Below are 23,403 nucleotides of genomic sequence, written 5' to 3'. Positions count from 1 at the left end.
GCTCTTTTTTCTGAGGTGTTGTTGCTAGCGGCGCCAGCTCCAGCTGCCCAGAATGGCCGCAGCACCGCCCAAGGCCCAGCTGTAGGGGTTGGCCAGCCATAGGGCCGCGCCGGCACAGCCCAGCGCGACGAGGCCGGCAAACAGCTTTTGACGGTGACGCACTAGCTGCTGCTCGAAACGGGCTTCCTGGCGATCTTGCTGGTAGGGCAGGTTTCGCAGGCTTTCCAGCCCGTCGCGCAGCAGGTCGGGCATGTCTGGAAGTTGAGCGGACCATTCCGGTAGGCGGTTTTGTAGTTTCTTCAGGGTGGCGCTGGGGCCGTACTCGGCCAGCATCCACGCTTCCAGCAGTGGGCGCCCGGTGCTCCAGATATCCAGCTGCGGGTAGATGCTGCGCCCCAGCCCTTCGATATGCACCAAGGTTTTCATCAGAAGGATGTACTGCACCGGCATTTCGATATGGTAGGTACGCGCCATATCAAACAGCTTCATTACTAGGGGCGCGAATTCCAGCTGGTCAAGCTGGGCAGAGCGAACCGGCTCGACGATGTCGATTACCGCCCGTTCGAACCGGGAGCGGTCGATGGGGGCGGTATTCCAGCCGGCGCGAATAACCGCATCGACTAGGGCGCTGTAGTCTTCGCGCATTACCGCCAACACCATGCGCCCGAGGATGTTCAAATCGTCTTTGGACAAGCGCCCAGCGATGGCAGCGTCTATTGCCATGTACTGGGGCGATTCAGGATGTTCCGGGTTGACGAAAATATTTCCCGGGTGCATATCTGCGTGGAAGAAATTGAAGCGGAATACCTGGGCGAAGAAAATCTCCACGCCCCGTTCGGCCAGCACTTTCGGGTCGATACCCGCGGCCTTAATGCGCTCGATATCATTCACCGGAATACCATGGATGCGATCCATGATGATTACGGTCGGGCTGGACAGTTCCAGATGTATGGCCGGGATGTGCAGCAGTGGGCTGAACAGAAAATGCCGGCGCATGGTTTCGCTGTTGCGCGCTTCGGCGGCCAGATCTAGCTCGCCAAGGAGGATCTCTCGGTAGTCCTGCACCACTCGGACCGGGCGGAAATAGCGAGCATCACGCCATAGGCGTTCCAGCCAGCGTGCACCGAATGCCATGACTTTCAGATCCCTTTCCACCACCGGGCGGATTGTAGGGCGCAGCACTTTGGCAACCACTTGCTGGCCGTTGTGCAGGGTGGCGGCGTGTACCTGCGCGACCGAGGCTGCGGCTATAGGCGTACTATCAAAGTCACGGAATACTTCATCCAGCGGTTGGTGCAGGCTGGCTTCCACCAGGGCCCTGGCCTGCTCGCCGTCGAATGGGGCAACCTGATCTTGCAGACGGGCAAGGGCGGCGACCCACTCCGGCGGCAGCATGTCTTGCCGGGTGGCCAGCAGTTGGCCGAATTTGATGAAAATCGGGCCTAGTTGCTCCAGGGCTTTCTGTAGACGCTCCCCTTCGCTTAGGTGGCCGGTGCCGAGCCAGCTAGCAGGCACCAGATATTGGAGAATAAGCAATAACCCCTTGGTGGGGTGTGGGGGAAGCAAGGATATTAGCCGGTAGCGGCAGATCACATGGATCACCACCAGCATACGGGTAATCGGCGGCATTAGTGTGGTGAGCTCCCGGAATCCTGTGGCGAGGAGGGTGATGAGGAAGTCGAGCGGCTTCTTAACCGTTGAATGCGAGCGTCCAGGCGGTCCACATCCATACGCAGTTCATCCACGTCTTGGCCGAATTCGTAAACGTCACGGCGACGGGGGGTAAGCCCGGATTCGTTGCCGACATAATCGCCTAGCTGCTCGGTCAGACGGGAGGCCGCTTGTTTGGCCCAGCCGAACAGGCGCCGAGCACTGTAATCCAATTGCTGTGCCAATTCTGATCCGGTAATCGGCTCCAGGATGGCGCCCCAATCGATCTGCAGATCGTTGGCAATCTGCTGCAGCTCCTGTAGGAAATCACGGTTGCCATTGATATTCACGGGGCCGCCAATAACGCCGGGGCGGGTTTTCCAGTTGAGCAGTAGCGAGGCCAGATCCATGGGGCTGCCTTTCACCGCCACATCCGGGGTGGCATCACTGCGGTGGTAGAGCTCCACGCCGTCTTCCACGATTAACCCGTAGATGGCCACGGGGGGCAGTGTGGCCTCAATGGCAATAAGCCGGCCGGCGTGTACGGCCAGGCGCTCTGCGCTGGCGGGGTCAGATCGCAGGGCCGTGTTGATGGCTCGCTCCACGGTGGCCAGGGCGGTGGTAGAGAGCAGCCCGGGAGAGCGTGACTGGTCTTTCAGGCTCAAAATTTGAATCCTCTGTGCAGGGCCACGATGCCGCCAATCATGTTGAAGTATTCGGTGCGGGCAAAGCCAGCGTTGTCCATCATGCCCTGTAGGGTATCTTGGTCTGGGTGCATGCGAATGGATTCGGCCAGGTACTGGTAGCTGTCGGGGTCGTTGACGATGAGCTTGCCCAGTTTGGGCCAGACAGCAAAGGAATAGGCGTCGTAGGCTTTGGCTAGGTGCTTATTGGTGGGGGTGGAAAACTCCAGCACCAGCAGGCGCCCGCCGGGTTTCAGGACCCGCAACATGGAACGCAGGGCGGCGTCTTTATCGGTGATGTTGCGCAGGCCGAAGGCAATGGTGATGCAGTGGAAACTGTTGTCTTCGAACGGCAGGCACTCGCCGTTAACCTGAGTGACTTGAGTGTTGTGGCTGCAGCCAGCATCGAACAGGCGGTCGCGGCCCACGTCTAGCATCGCGTCGTTGATATCAGCCAGCACCACTTGGCCGGTTTCGCCAACCAGCCGGGAAAATTTGATCGCTAGATCGCCGGTGCCGCCAGCAAGGTCGAGCACTTTGTGGCCCGGACGAATGCCCGCGAGCTCAATGGTCATGCGCTTGAGAATGCGGTGGCTACCCATGGAGATCAGGTCATTCATGACATCGTATTTGCCCGCCACCGAGCGAAATACGCCTGCCACTTTCTGTTGCTTTTCCTGCCATGGCACTTGTTGGTAGCCGAAGTGTGTGACCTTGTTATCGTCGGACATATCAATTCTCGAAAGGCGATGGGTGACAGGCGAAAACCTTTCCCATAATGGCTTCTTCCCGGGCGGCCAGCTGTTCAAGCAGCAGCCCCACACTGGGGACGGGTTTCATCACTCGGAAACTGCGATCCATGAAATCATACAGGTTCGCAAAGCCTGCCGCATGGGCCGGTTTGCGGACCATTCTGAAGGTGGCGTGGAGCATCCGCGAGCGGATATAGCGATCCAGCCGATGACCCAGTTCGGCGACCAGTTGTAGCTGCCGCTGACGGTCGTCATGGTGGGTCGGCTGGCGGAATCCAGCCAAGTAGATGGTTTCATCAATGGGCTGGTCGAGTTGGTCGCCGAGGATGTCGGTGACCGCCTCGTCAAGTTCCTGGGTGAGAATGGCGGCTTCCAATGCTGCGGCGGAGGTGGCCATGACCTTGTCGGGCAGTAGTTTCATCGCCTTGGGCAAGGCCCGGTGGACTTCCCGCGCCACCGGCAGCAGTTCGCGGCCACCGTAGACGTCTTCTAAAAGGAAACGGACTCCCTCGGCGGTTACCGGGTCATCGAGAAGGTGGGCATGGGTGCGCGTGAGGCGCTCTGCCTGCCAATTCTGCAGGCGCCGCAGTCGGGTTAGAAACAGGGCATCGTCGCCATGCTGGCGCAGGGCAAAAAAACGGTCGAGATAGTGTTGTAGTTGTTGGCCGGCGGTCATGGTTTTCCCTCCGGCACGGATAATAGCAAAGTGAGACGCCGGCAGGCACCACGCATCACACTGGCACGCTAAAAAGGGTGCGACATGATGCGTGGTACCTGCTGCGGTTACAGAATATACCGGCTCAGATCTTCGTCATCGGCCAGCTCTCCCAGGTAACGGTCGACAGCCTCTGCGTCCAGTACCAGCGGCTTGTCGTGATACTGGGTGGCGAGAGAGTCGGCGTCAAAGCTGATTTCTTCCAGCAGCTTTTCCAGCACCGTGTGCAGGCGGCGCGCGCCGATGTTCTCGGTGCGTTCGTTGACCTGCCAAGCCACTTCCGCAATGCGGCGGATGCAATCGTCGGTGATCTCCAGATTCAGCCCCTCGGTTTCCAGTAGAGCCTTGTACTGTTCGGTGAGTGAGCATTTTGGCTCGGTGAGGATGCGCTGGAAATCGTCCGGGCTCAGCGGGCTTAGCTCTACGCGGATGGGCAAGCGGCCTTGCAGCTCGGGGATCAGGTCGCTGGGGCGAGACAGATGGAAGGCGCCGGAGGCAATAAACAGAATGTGATCTGTTTTCACCATGCCGTATTTTGTGGATACGGTGGAGCCTTCGATCAAGGGTAGCAGGTCGCGCTGTACCCCTTCGCGAGAGACGTCGGTACCGCCGCCTTCGCCGCGTTTGGCCACCTTGTCGATTTCATCGATGAAGACGATGCCGCTGTTTTCCACCGCGTCGATGGCCTGCACTTTTAGTTCGTCTTCGTTGACGAAGCGGGCGGCCTCTTCGTCGCGAATCAGGCGATAGGCTTCGCGAACTTTGAGTTTCTGGCTCTTGCGCTGCTGGTTGTTGCCCATTTTGGAAAACATCTGCTGCAGCTGGCTGGTCATTTCTTCCATGCCTGGGGGCGCCATGATATCGATGCCGGCCGGGTTGCTGGCCACGTCCACGTCGATTTCCTTGTCGTCCAGCTCGCCTTCGCGCAGCTTCTTGCGGAAGATCTGGCGTGTGCTGTTGTCGGTGTTGGCGCTGCTGTCATCGGTGCGAGCCGGAGGCAGCAGAGCGTCGAGGATGCGCTCTTCCGCAGCGTCATCGGCCTGGCTGCCGACACGGGCAATTTCCTTGTCGCGCAACAGCTTGATGGCTACTTCCATCAGGTCACGGATAATGGACTCCACATCCCGGCCCACGTAGCCCACCTCAGTAAATTTGGTGGCTTCTACCTTGATGAAGGGGGCATCCGCCAGTTTGGCCAAGCGGCGGGCGATTTCAGTTTTACCTACCCCGGTGGGGCCGATCATTAGAATGTTTTTGGGCGCCACTTCGGCACGCATTTCTTCGGGCAGTTGCATGCGACGCCAACGGGTGCGTAGCGCCAGAGCCACGGCTCTCTTGGCCGCGTCCTGACCGACGATGTGGCGATTGAGTTCGGAAACAATGTCTTTGGGTGTCAGGGAAGCCATGATTAACCGTCCAGCTCTTCGAAGGTGTGGTTGTGATTGGTGTAAATACAGATATCGCCGGCAATAGTGAGCGCCTTGGCGACGATGTCTCGGGCTGGCAGATCGGTATTATCCAGCAGGGCAGTCGCGGCGGACTGGGCGAAGGGGCCACCCGAGCCGATGGCGATCAGGCCATCTTTTTCCGGCTCAATCACGTCGCCGTTGCCGGTAATAATTAGTGAACTTTCCTTGTCGGCGACTGCCAGCAGGGCTTCCAGCCGGCGTAGGGCTCGGTCGGTACGCCAGTCTTTGGCCAGCTCCACGGCGGCGCGGACTAAGTGGCCCTGGTGCTTTTCCAGCTGGGCTTCGAAACGTTCGAACAGGGTAAAGGCGTCGGCGGTGCCACCGGCGAATCCGGCAATGACTTTGCCATGAAAAAGCCGACGAACCTTGCGGGCGTTGCCCTTCATGACAGTGTTGCCCAGGCTAACCTGGCCATCGCCACCGATGACGACGTTGTTGCCTCGACGAACAGAAACAATGGTTGTACCGCGATACTGCTCCACGGGAATTCTCCTTTTTACGCGTAGCAAAGGAAGTATGGGCGCAACAGGGGGATTTCAAGGAGAGAAAGCGAGATGGCAGATGCCCAATGCCGACGCGGGGCGGCATCAGGCGTTGGGCATCAAGCACCCGATGCTTTATTTTTTCATTTTGATTGGCAGAGTCTCAATGCCGTTGCTGGCCAGTTGGTCCTGGGCGCGGTGCATGGCGTTAAGGTTGTTGTAGGGGCCAATCATGACCCGGTGCCAGCTGTCGCCGCTGTCCAGATTGACTGACTGAATGTTGGCCTCGAAGCCTTTCAGAATTAGCTCGGCTCGACGGCGATCGGCATCTTCGTTGCGGCGAAAGCTGCCCGCTTGTAGCAAATATTTCTCGTTGCTATTGCGAGTGCCGGCTTCTGGCTTGCGGGTTGTTGTCGGCTTCTTGGTGGCATCCGGTTTGCTGGTGGTATGTGAGCCACTGTCGGTTTCGTTCTGTGGCACGATCACTTCCATCTTGGGTAATACCGCATAGAAGTCGAATTTGGGTGAGTCGTCACCGGATTCATTCTTAGGCCCTGGTTTTGGCTCGGCCTTGGTTTTGGCGGGTTTGTCGTTGTTGTTTGCCCCTGTGCTGCTGCCCTGTTCAATCTGGGTTTTTCCCAGGTGAAACAGGAAGGCCACAAACAGCCCGACCATGAGACCTGTAAACAACCACACCCAGCCGGGTACCTGGCGCTGGGGTGTCTTTTTGCGGGCAGGGCCGCGGCTGGCGCCGCGCCGGGTGTTCTTCGCCATTACATGCGCTCCAGTGGGCTCAGGCCCAGCAATTCCATGCCGTGTTTGAGAGTGCGGGCGGTGAGGGCGGCCAACTTAAGGCGGCTTTGCCGAATGCGGTCATCTTCGCTGCTGAGGATGGGGCAATGCTCATAGAAACTGGAAAACAGGCCGGCCACATCGTACAGGTAGGCGCTGAGCAGGTGCGGTTGGCCCTTGTCGGCTACGTTCTGCAGTACTTCACCAAATTGCACTAGGCGCGCGGCGAGAGTGTGTTCTGCGTCTTCGTTTAACAGGAAGTCGCCGCTTACGTTAGCCATGTCCAGCTCGGCCTTGCGGAATACGCTGGCTACACGAGTGTAGGCGTAAAGCAGGTAGGGGGCGGTGTTACCTTCAAAGCTGAGCATTTGTTCGAAGTTGAAGATGTAGTCGCTGCTGCGGTTTTTCGACAAGTCGGCGTATTTTACCGCGCCGATGCCCACAGAGCGGGCAATGTTGCGTAATTCTTCGTCGTCCAGCTGCGGGTTCTTTTCTTGCACTAGGGCAAAGGCCCGTTGCTCTGCTTCGTCGAGTAGGTCTACCAGTTTAACCGTGCCACCGTCGCGGGTCTTGAATGGGCGGCCATCTGGACCGTTCATGGTGCCAAAGCCCATGTGGGCCAGCTCGGTCTGTTCGGGCACAAAGCCGGCCAGTTTTGCCAAGGTGAACATTTGTTGGAAATGAAGTGCCTGGCGCTGATCGACAAAGTACAGCATGCGGTCAGCCCGCAGGGTGCTGGCGCGGTAACGCAGGGCTGCCAAGTCGCTGGTGGCATACAGGTAGCCGCCGTCGGCTTTACGCACAATCACCGGCAGCGGTTCGCCTTCCTTGTTTTTGAAGGCGTCCATAAACACACATTGAGCGCCCTGGCTTTCACTGAGCAGCCCTTTGCTGTCCAGATCTGCCACCACTTGCGCCAGGTCGTCGTTGTAGGCGCTTTCGCCGTGCACGTCTGCCGGTGTCAGGCTGACGCCTAAGCGGTCGTAGATCGCTTGGCAGTGGCTTAGCGATACCTGATTAAACTCTGCCCAAAGGGTCAGGCAGTAGTCGTCGCCGGATTGCAGTTTTACCACCAGGGCGCGGGCCCGGTCGGCGAAGCTGTCGGATTCATCGAAGCGTTGTTTGGCGGCCCGGTAGAACGTTTCCAGGTTGGCCAGTTCACGGCTCAGCTCGCGCTCACCTTCTTCGGTTTTTTGCTCCTCCAGATAAGCGAGAAGCATGCCGAACTGGGTGCCCCAATCGCCCACATGATTCTGGCGAATCACGGTGTGACCGAGAAATTCCAGGGTACGCACCACGGCGTCGCCGATGATGGTGGAGCGCAGGTGGCCCACGTGCATTTCTTTGGCCAGATTGGGTGAGGAGTAGTCCACCACCACGGTTTGGGGCTGCTCTGGCCGGCTAATGCCGAGAAAGTCGTCGGCCAGGGCGGAATCCAATAGGCCGGTGAGCCAGTCATCGGCCTGGAAGAAATTGATAAATCCGGGCCCGGCGATGTCGACTTTGGCCACGGCGCTGTCGTTGGGCAGAGCGGCGATCAGCTTTTCTGCTAGATCACGAGGCTTCATGCCGGCGGGTTTGGCCAGCATCAGCGCGATATTGGTGGCAAAGTCACCGTGGCTCTTGTCCCGGGTGCGGTCAATTTGCACTGGGCGCTTGGCGTCAGCGGGCAGAGTACCGTCGGTGATCAGGGTGTCCAAGGCGCTTTCAATAAGGGATATCAGGCGTTCTTTCATGACATTCTTTTGTGGAGGGCTCTGGGCCGTTTAACTGGCCGGCGATTGTACGGGAAAAGCCATGCTTACGCATGCGCAGGATGTCTGATGGCCGACACTGCTCTGTCTGGCGTCCGTCTCCGGCGTCGCTATAACATATCAATCGGATCCACATCCACGTGCCAGCGGCATTGACGCCCCTCAGGGAGTTTGCGGGCCTGTTCCAATAGCACGTTAAGGGCTTGATGTAACGGCGCCCGTTGGCTGCATTGCAGCAGTAGCTGGGTGCGGAAACGGCCCGCACGTTTTTCCATGGGGGCGGGAATCGGGCCAAGGACGTGAACATCCTGCGGAACCGCAGTAGTGCTTAGCTGTTGCAGAAAGTTCATGGCGGTGCCCATGGTCATGGCTTCGCAGCGGAACAGAGCCAAGTGCCCGTGGGGGGGCAGTCCGGCCATCTGTCGCTCTTCTAGCAGGGTGGTGGCCAGTTGTGGGTAGTCGCCGCTGGCCGCTAGTTGCAGTAAGTGATGATCCGGGTGGCGGCTCTGCAGAATCACCCGGCCTTTGCCTTCGCGGCCGCTGCGGCCGGCCACCTGTAGTAGCAACTGTGCGGCCTGTTCAGGGCCGCGGAAGTCGGCGCTGAGAAAGCCAGAATCCATATCGAGGATCACCACCAAGGTCAGTTTGGGGAAATGGTGGCCCTTGGCCAGCATCTGAGTGCCGACCATGACGGCGGGCTCGCCTTTTTGGATTTGTGCCAGATGCGCATCTAAGGCGCCCTTGCGGCGAGTGGCATCCCGGTCGATGCGAATCACCGGTACCGGTAGGGACTGTTCAAGCAGCTCGGTGAGCTTTTCGGTGCCACTACCGGCTTCCTGAATGGCGCTGGAGCCGCAATCCGGGCAGCGGCTAGGCACCGGCTGTTGATAGCCGCAATGATGGCAGCGCAGGGCCTGGTCATTGCGATGCCAGGTGAGGAAGCTATCGCAACGCTTGCACTCTGCTTGCCAGCCACAGTCGTGGCAGAGAATCATGGGGGCATAGCCGCGGCGGTTGATAAACACCAGCCCCTGATTACCTGCCTCTACGCATTGTTTAAGCGCTTGCAAAGAGAGGGGCAGTAGTGGGTTGCCGGGGGGGGCTAGGCGGGCATCAACAATTTCGATGGGGGGGCGGCTCTGGGCGGTGGCGCGTTGGGACAGTTTCAGCCACTGGAAACGGCCTTGCCTAGTTAGATGCAGGGTTTCCAGTGCCGGTGTGGCGCTGCCCAGAATGACCGGGATTTCCAACTGCTGGGCGCGCCAGGTGGCCAGATCCCGCGCGTGGTAGCGGAAGCCATCTTGCTGTTTGAGGGAGCTGTCGTGGGCTTCGTCCACAATGATCAAAGCGGGGTTCAGCATGGGCGTGAAGATGGCTGAGCGAGTGCCGATGATAATGCGCGCGTGACCCTCACGGGCGGCGAGCCAGTTGTCCAGCCGTTCTCGGTCGCTGAGCCCAGAATGCAGCGTGACAACAGGCACGGCAAAGCGCTGCTTGAAGCGCTGTACCGTTTGTGGGGTCAGGCCGATTTCCGGAACCAGCACCATTACCTGTTTGCCGGCGGCCAGCAGCGGCGCCATGGCTTGCAGGTAGACTTCGGTTTTGCCGCTGCCGGTGATGCCGTCCAGCAGGAAGGGGGCGAACCCCTTGGCTTTCTGGATTGCCTGGATTGCCCCACGCTGCTCGGCGTTGGCGGCCAGCGGGGCCTGGGCCAGGGTTTCTCGTGGGACCTCAGGGCGGGTATCCACGTGAATTTGGTTTGCCCAGCTCTTTTCGCGCAGGCTGTTCAGGGCGGATGCGCTTACGTCCAGTGCCGCTAGCATGGCGCTGCTCAGGCCTTGGGGATGCTCACGCAAAATGCGCAAAGCGTCTCGCTGGCGCGGGGCGCGGCTAACTTGGTCATCGCTAACATGCTGGCCCCGTTCGCTAATCTGCCAGCGTTTCTCCAGGCTGGCTTGGGCGTCGCCGCCTTGGCGTAACAAGGTGGGGAGTGCGTAATTCAGCACCTCCCCAAGAGGGTGGTGGTAGTAGCGGGCCGCCCGCTCACAGAGCTGGTAAAGCTCATCGGGCAGAACGGGCTCTTCGTCGATCACCGCCTCTACAGCTTTCAGCTTTGGATAATCGCTGGGAGCATGGCCGTGGACAAGGCCGATGAGGGTGCGGCGCCCAAAGGGAACTTTGACTCGGCTCCCTCGGGGCGGTATCACTGTGCCGTGCAGCGCATAGTCAAAACACCCGGGTAGGGGAACGGGCAGGGCAATTTGCAGGGTATTCTTGGATGACACGGAATTTCCTGGAGCTCGCGGCGGCTTTGCGCTTGCGCAATGGGGACAAGCTGTTATGATTCGCCTTCTTTTTCCCAGGCGCAAGCCGTGTGGTGCCTGTCGCAGAGGCCGGTAGCGACACAAAATGGAGCTTAGCAATGAAAGCAGAGATTCATCCCGATTACCAGACAGCCACGTATACGTGTAGCTGTGGCAATGTCATTGAAACCCGTTCTACTAAAGGCGGTGATATGGCATTGGACGTTTGTTCTGCCTGCCATCCTTTCTATACTGGCAAGCAGAAGCAGGCTGATAGCGGTGGCCAGATCGACAAGTTCAAGCAACGTTTTGGCATGATGCGCAGCAAGAAGGACTAATAGCGCGTCGTTACAGCGCCTATTGTAAAAAGCACCCAACTGGGTGCTTTTTACGTTAAGTACTTGCGTACACAGTGTATATCCCAAAAAAGGGAAGCGGAGACCAGCATGTCCGAGGATTTAAAAACGGCGGCCCTGGAATACCACGCCAAACCGCGGCCGGGGAAAATTAGCGTCGAGGTAACCAAGCCGGCGGCGACCAGTCGAGATCTGAGCCTGGCCTATAGCCCAGGTGTAGCTGAACCGGTGCGAGAAATCGCGCGGGAGCCGGAGCTGGCCTACCGTTTTACTTCCAAGGGCAACCTGGTAGCCGTAATTAGTGATGGCACGGCGATTCTTGGTCTTGGCAATCTGGGCGCGCTAGCCTCCAAGCCGGTGATGGAAGGTAAGGGCATTCTGTTCAAGTTGTTTGCGGGTATCGATGTGTTCGATATCGAAGTGGACTCTGAGGATTCCCAGGCTTTTATTGATACGGTAATGCGTATTCATCGCACCTTCGGTGGCATCAATCTGGAAGATATCCGTGCGCCGGAGTGTTTCGAGATTGAGCGTATTCTCAAAGAACAGTGCGAAGTTCCCGTATTCCATGATGACCAGCACGGCACCGCTATTGTGGTGGGGGCAGGTTTGATTAATGCGCTGGAAATTCAAAACAAGCGTATCGAAGACATCAAGGTAGTGTGTGTCGGGGCTGGTGCGGCGGGTATCGCATCTGTGCGGTTGTTGATCGAGATGGGCGCGCGCAAGGAAAATATTCTGGTGTTGGATCGTAAGGGGGTGATTCATAGCCGCCGTGATGATCTGAACCAGTACAAGGCTGCGCTGGCCAACGATACGGATAAGCGCACATTGAACGATGCTGTGGAAGACGCGGATGTGTTCATCGGCGTTTCCGGGCCGGATATGTTGACCCCAGAAATGGTCAAGAAGATGGCTCCCAAGCCGATCATCTTCGCGTTGGCTAACCCGGATCCGGAAATTCGTCCGGAAGTGGCCAAGGCGGCACGTCCGGATGCGATTGTGGCGACGGGTCGTTCGGATTTCCCGAACCAAGTAAACAATGTGCTGTGTTTCCCGTACATGTTTCGTGGGGCTTTGGATGTGCGCTCCACGTCCATCACTGAAGAAATGAAGATCGCCGCAGTGCATGCTATTGCCGGGCTGGTGCGAACGGCGCCCCCGCAGGAAGTGCTGGATGCCTACGGTGGTGAGCCGTTGACCTTCGGGCCGGAATATATCATTCCCAAGCCGAATGATCCGCGTTTGTTGGGCAAGGTTTCTGCTGCTGTGGCCCAGGCAGCGGTGGATTGTGGTGTGGCCCGTAAGGGATACCCATCACACTACCCGCTAAACTCGCTGGACGAGATTTTCCCAGAACTTTAAGGGAGCAGTGCCAGCCATAAAAAAACCGCCTTTCGGCGGTTTTTTTATGGCTGCTCATTTCTGTTTCAGCACAGCACAGCACAGCAGAGCAGAGTTGTACGCTGCGTGCATCAAAAGATCTGTTCCGGCGCACTGTGTCCATTCGGGCCGCGAGCGGGTTCCAGTTTGGGAACCTGACTGTCAATGAAGTACTCGCGAATGGAGTCCGGATTCTCCGGCCGAGCTAGCAGGCCACTATCTGGATCGATGCGTACGGTAGCGATGCCGGAGGGTTGTTTCAGTTGGTGCTCGGGCACTCCTTTCAGGGCTGGGCCCATGTAGTCCATCCAGATGGGTAGCGCTGCCTTGCCGCCATATTCGCCCCAGCCTAGGGTGGCAGGGTTATCAAATCCAACCCAGACGGTGGCAACCAGATCCGGCGAGTAGCCGGAAAACCAGGCGTCGAACTGATCATTGGTCGTGCCGGTTTTGCCTGCCAGATCCCGGCGACCCAGACGGTTAGCCTGGTGACCAGTGCCGCGACGCACAACATCTTGGAGTATGGAGTTCATTAGCCAGGCAATACGAGCATCAACAACCCGGGGAGCCATGACCGGGGGGGGTTGCAGTGGCTCTAGAGCGTTTTCAAAGCTGTTGCTGTCATCGGTGTGACGGGTTGAGTTGTTCTCAGCTGGCGGGTTGCCGGTTGTCGGTGCCTGACAGTGGTGCTCGCAGAAGGTGATTTCCGGCGCTTTCCAAAGCACCTCTCCGTTGTCCTTTTCTATTTGCAGGATGCTCCATGGGGTAACGCGGTAGCCGCCATTGGCAAAGATGCTGTAGGCAGCGGCAATATCCATGGGGGTGACGCTGGCGCTGCCCAGTGCCAGCGAAAGATCTCGCTGGAAGGTGTCTGTCGGTAGGCCAAAACGTTTCAGTGTGCCCATGGCCTGGCTAATCCCGATTTGCCGAAGGATGCGGATAGAAACTAGGTTTAGGGAGCGATAAAGGGCTTCGCGCATGCGGATGGGGCCAAAGAATTTACCGCTGGCGCCGGTGGGTCGCCAAGCAGTTTCCAGCTTGTTGTCGTCAAAGACCACGGGGGCGTCGTTGATGATGGTGGCTGGGGTGAAGCCGCTTTCCATGGCTGAGGTATAGATGAAGGGCTTAAATACGGAGCCGGCTTGGCGCTCGCCTTGTACGGCACGGTTGAAATTGGAGGTGGAGAAGCTGTAGCCACCTTGCAGAGCAACAATGGCGCCGCTGGTCGGATCAAGGGAGACCAGTGCGGATTGAGCTCTTGGTAGCTGCGCGAGCCGCCAATGCCGATCCTCGTCATTGCCGGCTGGACGAACGTAGATGACGTCTCCCTTGCTGAGGACGTCGCTGGCCTGGGTTGGCTCCTTGCCTACATATTTATTGTTTAATTGTGGGCGAGCCCAACGGATGTCATCCCAGGCAAGTGGGCTGCGTTTGCCGTCACGGAACAGAATCTCTGCGTCTTTTTTGCCTACGGCGGTAACGATGGCCGGTTGCAGGGGGCCTATGCGTCGTTGGTCCTTGATGCGTTCAGCCCAGTTGGCCACATCAGGATTGAGGCCGGTGATGGTTTTTTCTAGTTCAGCTTCCTCGATCACCTCCGTTGTGTCGGTGCTGTCCTGCGGAGGGGCTTCGTTATCTGCATTGGATGGGGAGGGGAGGGTGGGTGCGTCACTCACATCCAGTTGTGCTAGCGGACCACGGTAGCCATGTCGTTCGTCATAGCTGTGTAAACCTTTGCGCAGGGCGTTAACGGCAGCTTGCTGGCGCTTGCTGTCCACGGTGGTGATGATGCGAATGCCGTCGGTGTAAATGTTGGCATCTACCAGCTTCATGGCCTGCAAGCGAGCCATTTCCCCTAGGTAGCTGGCGTCTACTTCCGGTGACGCTGCGTGGAAGCGGGCGCTGACTGGCGCAGCCTGCGCTTGCTCTTTCTGCTCAGCGGTAATGACGCCGGTTTCCTGCATGCGATGAAGAATCCAGTTGCGTCGTACCCGGGCGCGCTGAGGGTTCGTAATGGGGTTGTAGGCGGAAGGGGCTTTCGGCAAGCCGGCAATCATGGCCCACTGGGGCAGGCTGAGTTCGCCCACGGACTTGCCGTAGTACACCTGTGAGGCCGCTTGGGCACCATAGGCGCGGTGGCCTAGATAGATCTTGTTTAGGTAAAGCTCAAGAATCTCTTCTTTGCTGAGAACCCTTTCGATCTGAATGGCCAGTACGATTTCGTTGAACTTGCGCAAAAAACGCTGTTCACGGTCTAGAAAGAAGTTCCGGGCGACCTGCATGGTGATGGTGGAGCCGCCAGAACGAATCTCTCGGTAACGAGCAAGCTCAACGAAGGCCCGTAACAGACCTTTCAAATCGACCCCATTGTGCTGGAAAAAGCGTTCGTCTTCCGCAGCGAGTACCGCTTGGATTAGTGGTTGCGGCAGTTCGTCGAAAGTCACTGGCTGGCGACGCTTTTCGCCGTATTCTGCAATCAGCTTCATGTCGCGGCTGTAGATGCGCAGAGGGATCTGGTACTCCACCTCGCGAATCTGGTTTGCCGGGGGCAATTGTGGGGCCAAATAAAGGTAGCAGGCGGCAAGTGCCGCGAGGCCGCCACCGGCGCCGGCAATAAGGAGTAACAGCAGGTATCGGATCCAGGAGGGTAAACGCATGTTTTCGGCAACTACTGGCTGGGATCGGTAGAAAGGCCTAGCCGGCCCGTGAAGTGGGTCATTATATGGTGGAATGCTTGTTGTGATCTAATATCTGTTCTGCTATTACTAACTCCTAATGTAGTTCGACATAAAAAACGTGTAAGTATATATCTAGCAAGAAAAAATACTTCAATGATAACCAGACGGGACGACGACAGTGCTGCCTTTCCTCAGAAAAAAGGCCCAGACACTACTGGGGATCGACATCAGCTCCACGGCGGTCAAGCTGTTGGAACTGTCCAAATCAGGGAGTCGCTACAAGGTCGAGAGCTATGGGGTTGAGCCCCTGCCGGCCAATGCGGTTGTCGAGAAAAATATCAGCGACGTGGAAGGAGTGGGTGATGCTATTGCCCGCTTGGTAAGCCGTACGCGTCCCGGGGTAAAAGCGGCGGCGGTGGCAGTGTCCGGTTCCGCTGTGATTACTAAGCTCATCGAAATGGATGCCGAGCTGGACGAGGATGCATTGGAAATGCAGCTCAAGTCTGAGGCAGATCAGTACATCCCGTATCCCATGGATGAGGTCCGTATGGACTTTCAGGTTGTGGGGCCGGTTGAGAATAACGATGAGCGCGTGGAGGTGTTGGTTGCCGCCTCACGCACAGAGAACGTGGAGATGCGCACCGATGCGTTGGAAATCGGTGGCCTACAACCGCGAGCGGTGGATGTGGAAGCGTACGCTATTGAGCGGGCTTTTCAGTTGCTTCTGCCCGGTTTGCCGAATGCGGAGGAGCTAGAAACCGTGGCGGTATTCGATATCGGCGCCACCATGACCACGCTAAACGTATTTCATCAAGGGCGTAGCGTTTATACCCGCGAGCAGCTTTTCGGGGGCAAGCAGCTCACTGAAGAAATTCAGCGTCGTTACGGTATTTCTATGGAAGAGGCGGGGTTGGCCAAGAAAACCGGCGAGCTGCCCGATGATTACGAAGGCGAAGTGCTGCAGCCGTTCAAAGATGCCATTGTCCAGCAGGTGAATCGTTCATTGCAGTTTTTCTATGGCTCCACGCAATTCAATGAAGTGGATTACATCTTGCTGGCAGGGGGCTCTTCCTCTATCGCAGACTTGGGCGATCTGATTCAGGAAAAGGTGGGCGCGGGTTGTTCAGTGGCTAACCCTTTCAGTGACATGGCGCTGGCGAACAAGGTGAATGCCTCTGCCATTGCCAATGATGCCCCGGCATTGATGATTGCCTGTGGCCTGGCATTGAGGAGCTTTGACTAATGACAACAACAATTAACCTGTTGCCATGGCGCGAAGAGCGCCGCAAACAGCGCCAGCAGGAATTCGTCATGATGTTGGTGCTCGCGGCGATTGTGGGAGGGGCTATTTTTTGGGTTTGGCGGGGGTATGTGGATCAGCAGATTGCTGATCAGCGGGCCCGCAATAGTCATATCCAGACGCGTTCAGCAGAGCTAGATGAAAAAATCATAGAGATTAAGGAGCTAAAGTCTCGTCGCGATGAGCTGGTGGCGAGGATGGAGGTTATTCAGAGCCTGCAGGGTAATCGTCCAACTATCGTGTATGTGTTTGATGAGTTGGTGAAGACCCTCCCCGATGGTGTTTTCTATAACGAAATTAAACGGGTGGGCGACTTGTACACCATTAATGGGGTGGCTGAAAGTAATAATCGAATTTCTCGCCTGATGCGTAATCTTGATGAGTCATCCTGGTTCCAGAGTGCCAATTTACAAAATGTGACGGCGCTTGAAGATGGCTCACAGGCCAACAGTTTCTTGTTGACAGTCAAGCAGGCATCTCTGAACAGCGATAAAGAGGGAGAAAAATAATGAAAGCCTCTGAGCTGAAGAATATGGACTTGCGTGAGCTGATGGATGAGCTCAATAGTCTGGATTTCGAGAATGTGGGGGGGTGGCCCACGCCAATTAAGGTTGGCGCTGCGGTTCTGGTGCTGATTCTTGTTGTGGCCCTAGGCTATTTCCTGTCGATTAGTGAGGCCAATCAGGTGCTTGATCAGCAGAAAAAAGAAGAGGCTACGCTTTTACAGGCATATGAGAAGAAAGCGTTTCAAGCCCACAATCTCGATCAGTTTCGTAAGCAGCTGGTAGAAATGGAGCAAACTTTTGGTGCCCTCCTTAAACAATTGCCCAAAGATACGGAGGTTCCTGGTCTGCTTGAGGATATTACGCATACTGGGCTGGGCAGTGGCTTGGAGTTCGAAAATATCGAACTGAGAGATGAAATGGAGAAGGAGTTTTATGCTGAGCTCCCTATCAATATTCAAGTCATTGGTGATTACCATGGTTTTGGTTCTTTTGTTTCCGGGGTGGCGTCATTACCACGTATTGTGACGTTGCATGATTTTACGGTTGCGCGGCCTGCGAAAGGTAATCAAAAACAGGCTCCCCTGGGGCTGTTGAGAATGGACATTACGGCGAAGACCTATCGTTACTCTAGTAAGGATGATGCGACGGGCAACGCTAATTCTTCTAGCAAGAAGAAATAAGGGGGCGTGAGATAATGAAAAAAATAATCTTTCTTTCTGTTGCTTGCGTTGCCTTGTTCGGGCTTGCCGGTTGTGGTTCCAGCGCTAATCTTTCAGAGCTAGATGCTCGTCTTCAGGAAATAAAGGCAAGGCCGCGAGGGCGGGTTGAGCCTCCGCCTGAGTTCAAGCCTATTGCTTCCTATGCTTATGCTGCTCACAAACTGCGATCTCCATTCAGTCCGCCACAGGACCAGGAATTGCTGGTGGTGCCTGATGGCCGCAAGGTGGAGCCGGATATGGGCCGCCCGAAAGAATATCTGGAGCGTTTCTCGCTGGATGCGCTGAAAATGGTGGGCACCATTACCAAGCCAGGTCAGCCGCTTCAGGCTTTGGTTGCCGATCCTTCAGGGGCGGTGACACGTGTTAAACCAGGCAGTTATATGGGGAAAAACTTTGGTTTGGTCAAGCAGGTTAACGAAACCAAAGTGAGTCTGATTGAAATCGTACCGGATGGTCGGGATGGCTGGGTGGAACGCGCCAGTAACGTCTCGATTTCCGAATAACAGCCGCTGGGGATCCAGTTATGAAATGTGCAAGATCGACAATAAAAAATAGCGCTTCCCGGCGTCTGGCGGGGCTGGTTTCTGTAGGAGTGTTGTCTGCCCTCTCTATGGTTGCGGGCGCAGATACACTGAAATACATCGAAGCTAATGCTTTATCCGGTGATGGCATGGAAGTTCGCCTGAAGTTTGAAGGTGGTGTGCCGGAAGTGAAGGGATACAGTATCGAACAGCCTGCTCGTATTGCATTGGACCTTGTCGGTGCGGATTCGGATATTGCGGGAAAGCGGCAAAACCTTGGTTCTGGTAACGCTCGTAGTGTCACCATTGTTGAAGCAAAAGACAGGACGCGGCTGATTTTTAATTTGGAATCGCTGACTGGCTATTCAACCCGTACCGAGGGTGATGATCTGATTGTTCTGTTGGGTAATGATCAAGTTGATAAGCAGAAACAGGCTTCACAGGGAAATGATTACAATGGCGAGGCCGCTGTAACGGGGGTCGATTTTCGGCGTGGAGAAAGTGGCGAAGGACGCGTCATTATCAAATTGTCTGAACCATCCATTCCTGTAGATGTGAAAGAAGAGAGCGGCAAAATCGTGGCTCGATTTGTGGGTGCAGGAGTGCCTAACGAGCTGGTGCGTAAACTGGATGTGACCGATTTTGCAACGCCAGTCAAAATGGTGGAAACGCAGTCTGCAGATGGCAGCACCATGGTTGTTATTGAGCCGACCGGGGTATGGGAATATATGGCATACCAGGCGGACACCGAGTTCAGTATTAACATTAAGCCGGTTAGTAAAGCAGAAGTGGCAAGAAAGAAGAAAAATGCGTTCCAGTATACGGGGGAAAAACTTTCCTTGAATTTCCAGGATATTGAGGTGCGCTCCGTTCTTCAATTAATTGCGGATTTCACGGGGCTTAACCTGGTTGCCTCTGACACAGTAGACGGTCGAATTACGCTGCGTTTGCAGAATGTGCCATGGGATCAGGCGCTGGAATTGATTCTGAAAACCAAGGGGTTGGATAAACGTCAGGTGGGCAATGTTCTGCTGGTTGCGCCAGCGGATGAAATTGCAGCCCGTGAGCAGTTAGAGCTGGAAAGCCAGAAAAAAATTGAGGCACTGGCTCCTCTGCGAACCGAATATATCAATATCAATTATGCTAATGCGTCGGAGTTGAAAGAGCTGATCTCCAACGCTGGCGGTAAGGGCGAAGCGCTAGTCTCCGGGCGTGGCTCTGTGGTTGTAGATCAGCGTACGAATACACTCATTGTTCAGGATACCCAGGCCAAATTGCAGGAAATACGTGAGCTAATCGATCAGCTTGATATTCCTGTTCAGCAAGTGCTCATCGAGGCTCGGGTCGTGGTGGCGACCAATGATGTGACCGACGAGTTTGGTGTGCGTTGGGGGGGGCTGGGTTTTGATACGGAGAGTATGCTTGAGGATGGTCGTACCTTCGGTGTTTCGGGTCGTTTGCAATCTCTAAGGAACCTCCATCAGACTAATATTGATGCAACTATCGCTTATCCCGACACTGTTGGCGGGCACCCTGGCGATGTGGAATTTGGGCCGGATGATTTTCAGTTTCAAGAGGCTGAAAACGATGATGATCTCATTGTTGATCTAGGCGTGGATTCTGCCAGTGCATCCCGGTTTGCAGTAGGCTTTACCTCTCTTGCCTCTGGTTTGATTGAGCTCGAGTTGTCCGCATTGGAAGCGGAAGGGCACGGTGAATTGGTGGCAACACCGAAGGTTTTGACCGCGGATCAGCAGCCCGCAGTGATCGCTTCCGGTCAGCAAGTGCCTTTCGAAATAGCGACCTCCTCTGGTGCGACCTCCATCGATTTTGTGGAAGCAGAGCTGCGACTGGAAGTGACTCCGCATATCACCCCAGATGGCAATATCATCATGATGCTGAAAGTGAACAATGACTCCTTTAGTTCAGACGGTTCTGCAGCGATTAATACCAATCGGGTGGAAACGTCTGTGCTGGTTAACGATGGCGAGACAGTGGTGCTTGGTGGTATCTTCCAGCAAGAGAAGATCAATTCTGTGACTAAGACACCTTTTCTGGGTGACTTGCCATGGATTGGTGCCCTGTTTAGGAAGACTGTCAATCGTGATAACAAGCAAGAATTGCTGATCTTTATTACGCCACGGTTGATGAAGGATGCTTTGGCTAATCGGTGATCAAAACTAATTCTATTGTTCCTTTAATTCTTGTCGGGCCTATGGGTGCGGGGAAAAGCACCTTGGGCAGGCATCTTGCTCAGGTGTTGGACCGCCCGTTTTTCGACTCTGATCGTGTAATCGAGGAGAAAACTGGCGCGGATATTCCCTGGATCTTCGATATGGAAGGTGAGGAGGGGTTTCGGCGGCGGGAACAAGATGTGATTGACGAGCTAACCCGGGAGCCTGGCATCGTGCTGGCTACCGGCGGCGGGGTGGTGGTTACCCCGGAGAATCGAGCCTTTCTTCATGAGCGCGGCTGTGTCGTCTACCTGTGGACACCGGTAGAGGTTCAGCTGGCCCGGACTCGCAATGACAAAGGGCGCCCACTGCTGCAAACGGCAGATCCCAAGGCGCGGCTGGATGCCTTGTTCGCCGAGCGTGATCCGCTCTATCGGCAGGTGGCTCATCATGTGGTCTCGACGGCATCAGGAAACCTGAAAAAAGTCGCGGATGACGTGCTCGCTTGTTTGGACTCTCAGCCACAAGGATAATGCAGGCAACTGTCGGGCTGGTGCTTGGCCTATTTTGCTGAATTATCATTGGGAGCTGTAATGCGCACACTTCAGGTGGCCTTGGCCGAGCGGAGTTACCCTATCCATATTGGGGCCGGCTTGCTGTCGTCTTTTCCCTTAGCTGAGCAGGTTCGTGGCAACCAGGTGATGATCATCACCAACGAAACTATTGCGCCGCTGTATCTAGCCTCACTGGAGGCGCACTTTTCTGCTATTCAGTGCGATACGCTCATTCTCCCCGATGGCGAAAAATTCAAAACCCTTGAAACTCTTGAAACCCTTTTTGATGCTTTGATGGCCAAGCGCCATTCGCGCACCACAACACTGGTGGCGTTGGGCGGCGGCGTTGTTGGCGATATGGTGGGTTTTGCGGCGGCCTGCTATCAGCGGGGGGTGGATTTCATCCAGGTGCCAACGACTCTGCTGGCCCAGGTGGATTCGTCCGTTGGCGGTAAGACCGCGGTCAACCATCCCCGTGGCAAGAACATGATTGGTGCCTTTCATCAGCCGCGCTTGGTTCTGATTGATACCGACGTGTTGAACTCGCTGCCAGAGCGGGAATTGGCTGCAGGTTATGCGGAAGTGGTTAAGTATGGTCTGATTCGTGACCCTAGTTTCTATCAGTGGCTGGAAACCAATAACGACAAGCTGTTGTCCAGAGATGAGGCGATCATTTCTGAGGCGATCTTCCGTAGCTGCGAGAACAAGGCTCAGGTCGTTGCGGATGATGAAACCGAACAGGGTAACCGTGCGTTGCTGAACCTGGGGCATACTTTTGGTCATGCCATTGAGACCGCCACCGGTTATAGCCAGTGGTTGCACGGTGAGGCGGTAGCGGTGGGCATGTTGATGGCCATTCGCATGTCCGCTGAGTTGGGCTGGGTGCCGGCAGAGCTGGAGTCAAAAGTGGCCACTTTGTTGTCTGCCTGGGGCTTGCCGGTGGCGGTTCCCGAAGGGATGACGCCGGAACAATTTATGGACCTAATGGCCTTGGATAAGAAGGTTCATAATGGCCAGTTGCGCCTTGTGTTGCTGCGTGAGCTGGGTAAGGCTGTGGTAACGGCGGATTATGACGGCGCGGCATTGCAAAAAACATTGGAGGCTTTTTGTGGAGCATGATGACGAGCGTTTCTATAGCGGTGCCTCGCGTGGGGACTTTCTGGATGCCATGACGGCCCACGCCGAGCAGGGCTCGGTGGTCGCTATAGAGGGCGACACCGGCAGTGGTGTTTCTATACTGCTCGGGCAGGCAGTGATGGCCTTAATTACTGACATGGAAGTGGTTCGCATTGATGGCAGTAAGCCCCATGATGCCTCTGTGGTGGTTGAGGCTTTGCTGCGACATTTCGATATTGACCGTGCTGACTTGCCCCAAGTGTTGCGCGAAACGCTGGCGACTGGCCGTTTGGTTGTGGTGGTAGATAATAGTGAGGACCTGAGAGCTGATGCGCTGACGACCATGGAGGCCCTAAAGCAAAAGCTGGGGGCACGATTGTGCTATTTGTTTGGCGGTCTGCCGGGTACGGTTGAGGCGCTCAAATCCGTGGGTTTTACCGTGGATGATATGTTGGATCTGCCTAAGCTGAATGCCGATGATGTGCAGGATTTTGCTTGGCTTGTAGCCGGTGTTGAACTGGATGACGAGGAGTCTGAGCAGTTAGCGCACCGTAGTGAAGGGTTGCCGGGGGCTTTGCTGGGATTGCTGCAGGGTACCAGAGGGAGTGTAGCAGCAGTGCCGGTGGGGGCGATGACGGCAGGGCGCAATAACGTAGATGAAACCGATGAGGCGGAAGGCGACATGAGTGATATGTCGGGTTTCTCCGCGCGCTCCAGCGACGATGAAGATGATGAAGAGCGGCTGTCGGCGGTGCCGACTCATGCGGCCGTCGTTTCGCATACCACGGCGCCTTGGCGCCATGGGGCGGCAGTGGTCGGTCTGTTGCTGGTGGTTATCATTCTGTGGTCAGTATTTGCCGGTGGTGAGGATGAGGTTGTAGCACCTGATTCTCGGAAATTAGCTTTGCCTGTACCGCAATCCGTGCCCGCTGAGCAGGTGGCTGAATCACAGGAGCGGAAGGTGACACCGCTGAAGCCGACCATGGAGCCGGTGGCTCGTCTTGAGGATCTAGGGGCCAAGAAGGAAGAGGGTGCGGATGGGACCAAAGAGGCACAAACCGACAATGTGCAGTTGGCTCCAGTGACCGATCCGGTGATGCAATCTTCGCCGGCCCAAGCTCAACGGCAGGTTGAAGTGGCGCCTACGCCAGCAAGGCCTGAAAAAACGGAGGTGGAAACGGTTTCATCAGCGCAGAGGGAAAAAACCTCAGGTTATAACCAGGCGTCTTGGTTGGCTGCGGTGGATGACGACAGCTGGTTCCTGCAGATTACAGCCACCAGCCAGGAGGCCAATGCTCGTGGGGTGTTGGACCAATTGGGCCGTAAGGGGGCCTATTATCCGGCCAAGCGGAATGATAAAACCGTGTTTGTGGTGCTCGCTGGCGACTATTCCAGTCGTCAGGCCGCTGTGGATGCAAAGTCGACGTTACCGGCGAAGTTACGCGCAGCGGGTCCCTTTCCTCGCAAGATGGCCGATATTCGCGGAGAACTTTGAG

At 56.2% G+C, this 23,403-nt stretch carries 20 protein-coding genes; 10 read left to right on the top strand and 10 right to left on the bottom strand.

The annotated features are described in order from the left end of the window. Positions 1 to 24: 24 nt before the first annotated feature. From AS19_RS11490 to AS19_RS11450, 9 genes are all read right to left on the bottom strand, one after another. Positions 25 to 1,629, bottom strand: coding sequence for an AarF/UbiB family protein (locus AS19_RS11490; protein ID WP_035459479.1), 1,605 nt, complete (start codon positions 1,627 to 1,629; stop codon positions 25 to 27). After that, on the bottom strand, positions 1,629 to 2,315 hold the full coding sequence (locus tag AS19_RS11485; protein ID WP_011589522.1) for an SCP2 domain-containing protein: 687 nt from the start codon (positions 2,313 to 2,315) through the stop codon (positions 1,629 to 1,631). The genes AS19_RS11490 and AS19_RS11485 overlap by 1 nt, the downstream gene beginning before the upstream one ends. Then, on the bottom strand, positions 2,312 to 3,064 hold the full coding sequence (gene ubiE, locus AS19_RS11480; protein WP_035459484.1) for a bifunctional demethylmenaquinone methyltransferase/2-methoxy-6-polyprenyl-1,4-benzoquinol methylase UbiE: 753 nt from the start codon (positions 3,062 to 3,064) through the stop codon (positions 2,312 to 2,314). The genes AS19_RS11485 and ubiE overlap by 4 nt, the downstream gene beginning before the upstream one ends. A 1-nt stretch (position 3,065) precedes the next feature. Beyond that, complete coding sequence (locus tag AS19_RS11475) at positions 3,066 to 3,761, bottom strand: hypothetical protein (protein WP_035459486.1); 696 nt, start codon at positions 3,759 to 3,761, stop codon at positions 3,066 to 3,068. Positions 3,762 to 3,868: 107 nt separating this feature from the next. Continuing rightward, on the bottom strand, positions 3,869 to 5,206 hold the full coding sequence (gene hslU, locus AS19_RS11470; RefSeq protein WP_011589520.1) for an ATP-dependent protease ATPase subunit HslU: 1,338 nt from the start codon (positions 5,204 to 5,206) through the stop codon (positions 3,869 to 3,871). Between the two features lie 2 nt (positions 5,207 to 5,208). After that, the gene (hslV, locus tag AS19_RS11465; protein ID WP_007150844.1) at positions 5,209 to 5,751 is read right to left on the bottom strand and encodes an ATP-dependent protease subunit HslV; all 543 of its coding nucleotides are present in this window, start codon (positions 5,749 to 5,751) and stop codon (positions 5,209 to 5,211) included. A gap of 135 nt (positions 5,752 to 5,886) precedes the next feature. Beyond that, positions 5,887 to 6,525: an SPOR domain-containing protein gene (locus AS19_RS11460; RefSeq protein ID WP_046962089.1), complete on the bottom strand. Its 639-nt coding sequence runs from the start codon at positions 6,523 to 6,525 to the stop codon at positions 5,887 to 5,889. Then, the gene (gene argS / locus AS19_RS11455) at positions 6,525 to 8,279 is read right to left on the bottom strand and encodes an arginine--tRNA ligase (protein ID WP_046962088.1); all 1,755 of its coding nucleotides are present in this window, start codon (positions 8,277 to 8,279) and stop codon (positions 6,525 to 6,527) included. Before argS ends, AS19_RS11460 begins: the two co-directional genes overlap by 1 nt. A 128-nt stretch (positions 8,280 to 8,407) precedes the next feature. After that, on the bottom strand, positions 8,408 to 10,582 hold the full coding sequence (locus tag AS19_RS11450; protein WP_011589517.1) for a primosomal protein N': 2,175 nt from the start codon (positions 10,580 to 10,582) through the stop codon (positions 8,408 to 8,410). Positions 10,583 to 10,719: 137 nt separating this feature from the next. Between AS19_RS11450 and rpmE the strand changes: the two genes are divergently transcribed. Continuing rightward, positions 10,720 to 10,938, top strand: coding sequence for a 50S ribosomal protein L31 (gene rpmE / locus AS19_RS11445; protein WP_011589516.1), 219 nt, complete (start codon positions 10,720 to 10,722; stop codon positions 10,936 to 10,938). Between the two features lie 108 nt (positions 10,939 to 11,046). Further along, complete coding sequence (locus tag AS19_RS11440) at positions 11,047 to 12,321, top strand: malic enzyme-like NAD(P)-binding protein (protein ID WP_011589515.1); 1,275 nt, start codon at positions 11,047 to 11,049, stop codon at positions 12,319 to 12,321. A gap of 110 nt (positions 12,322 to 12,431) precedes the next feature. On the opposite strand, the gene AS19_RS11435 is transcribed toward AS19_RS11440, so the two are convergent. After that, on the bottom strand, positions 12,432 to 14,996 hold the full coding sequence (locus AS19_RS11435) for a penicillin-binding protein 1A (RefSeq protein ID WP_011589514.1): 2,565 nt from the start codon (positions 14,994 to 14,996) through the stop codon (positions 12,432 to 12,434). Positions 14,997 to 15,195: 199 nt separating this feature from the next. On the opposite strand from AS19_RS11435, the gene AS19_RS11430 reads away from it, so the two are divergent. Genes AS19_RS11430 through AS19_RS11395 form a run of 8 tightly spaced genes read left to right on the top strand, consistent with a single transcriptional unit; the run spans position 15,196 to position 23,402 of the window. Beyond that, entirely contained in the window at positions 15,196 to 16,260 is a 1,065-nt protein-coding gene (locus tag AS19_RS11430) for a pilus assembly protein PilM (RefSeq protein WP_035459497.1), read from the top strand. Further along, entirely contained in the window at positions 16,260 to 16,826 is a 567-nt protein-coding gene (locus AS19_RS11425; RefSeq protein WP_011589512.1) for a PilN domain-containing protein, read from the top strand. Before AS19_RS11430 ends, AS19_RS11425 begins: the two co-directional genes overlap by 1 nt. After that, a complete protein-coding gene (locus AS19_RS11420; RefSeq protein ID WP_011589511.1) occupies positions 16,826 to 17,503 on the top strand; it encodes a type 4a pilus biogenesis protein PilO in 678 nt (225 codons plus the stop codon). Before AS19_RS11425 ends, AS19_RS11420 begins: the two co-directional genes overlap by 1 nt. A gap of 14 nt (positions 17,504 to 17,517) precedes the next feature. Continuing rightward, positions 17,518 to 18,045, top strand: coding sequence for a pilus assembly protein PilP (locus tag AS19_RS11415; protein ID WP_011589510.1), 528 nt, complete (start codon positions 17,518 to 17,520; stop codon positions 18,043 to 18,045). A gap of 20 nt (positions 18,046 to 18,065) precedes the next feature. Continuing rightward, on the top strand, positions 18,066 to 20,237 hold the full coding sequence (gene pilQ, locus AS19_RS11410; protein ID WP_011589509.1) for a type IV pilus secretin PilQ: 2,172 nt from the start codon (positions 18,066 to 18,068) through the stop codon (positions 20,235 to 20,237). Then, positions 20,234 to 20,770 carry a shikimate kinase AroK gene (gene aroK, locus AS19_RS11405; RefSeq protein ID WP_035459500.1) on the top strand — a complete coding sequence of 179 codons (537 nt, stop codon included), beginning with the start codon at positions 20,234 to 20,236 and terminating at the stop codon, positions 20,768 to 20,770. The genes pilQ and aroK overlap by 4 nt, the downstream gene beginning before the upstream one ends. Before the next feature lie 60 nt (positions 20,771 to 20,830). Next, positions 20,831 to 21,910: a 3-dehydroquinate synthase gene (gene aroB, locus AS19_RS11400; protein WP_011589507.1), complete on the top strand. Its 1,080-nt coding sequence runs from the start codon at positions 20,831 to 20,833 to the stop codon at positions 21,908 to 21,910. Then, positions 21,900 to 23,402, top strand: a complete 1,503-nt coding sequence (locus AS19_RS11395; RefSeq protein WP_144412646.1) for an SPOR domain-containing protein — start codon at positions 21,900 to 21,902, stop codon at positions 23,400 to 23,402. Before aroB ends, AS19_RS11395 begins: the two co-directional genes overlap by 11 nt. The last annotated feature ends 1 nt before the right edge of the window (position 23,403 follow it).

The organism is Alcanivorax sp. NBRC 101098 (assembly GCF_001010505.1).
Taxonomy (GTDB): domain Bacteria; phylum Pseudomonadota; class Gammaproteobacteria; order Pseudomonadales; family Alcanivoracaceae; genus Alcanivorax; species Alcanivorax borkumensis.
Note: the sequence above shows the minus strand (reverse complement) of the source record. Positions and strands in the feature narration are given on the sequence as shown.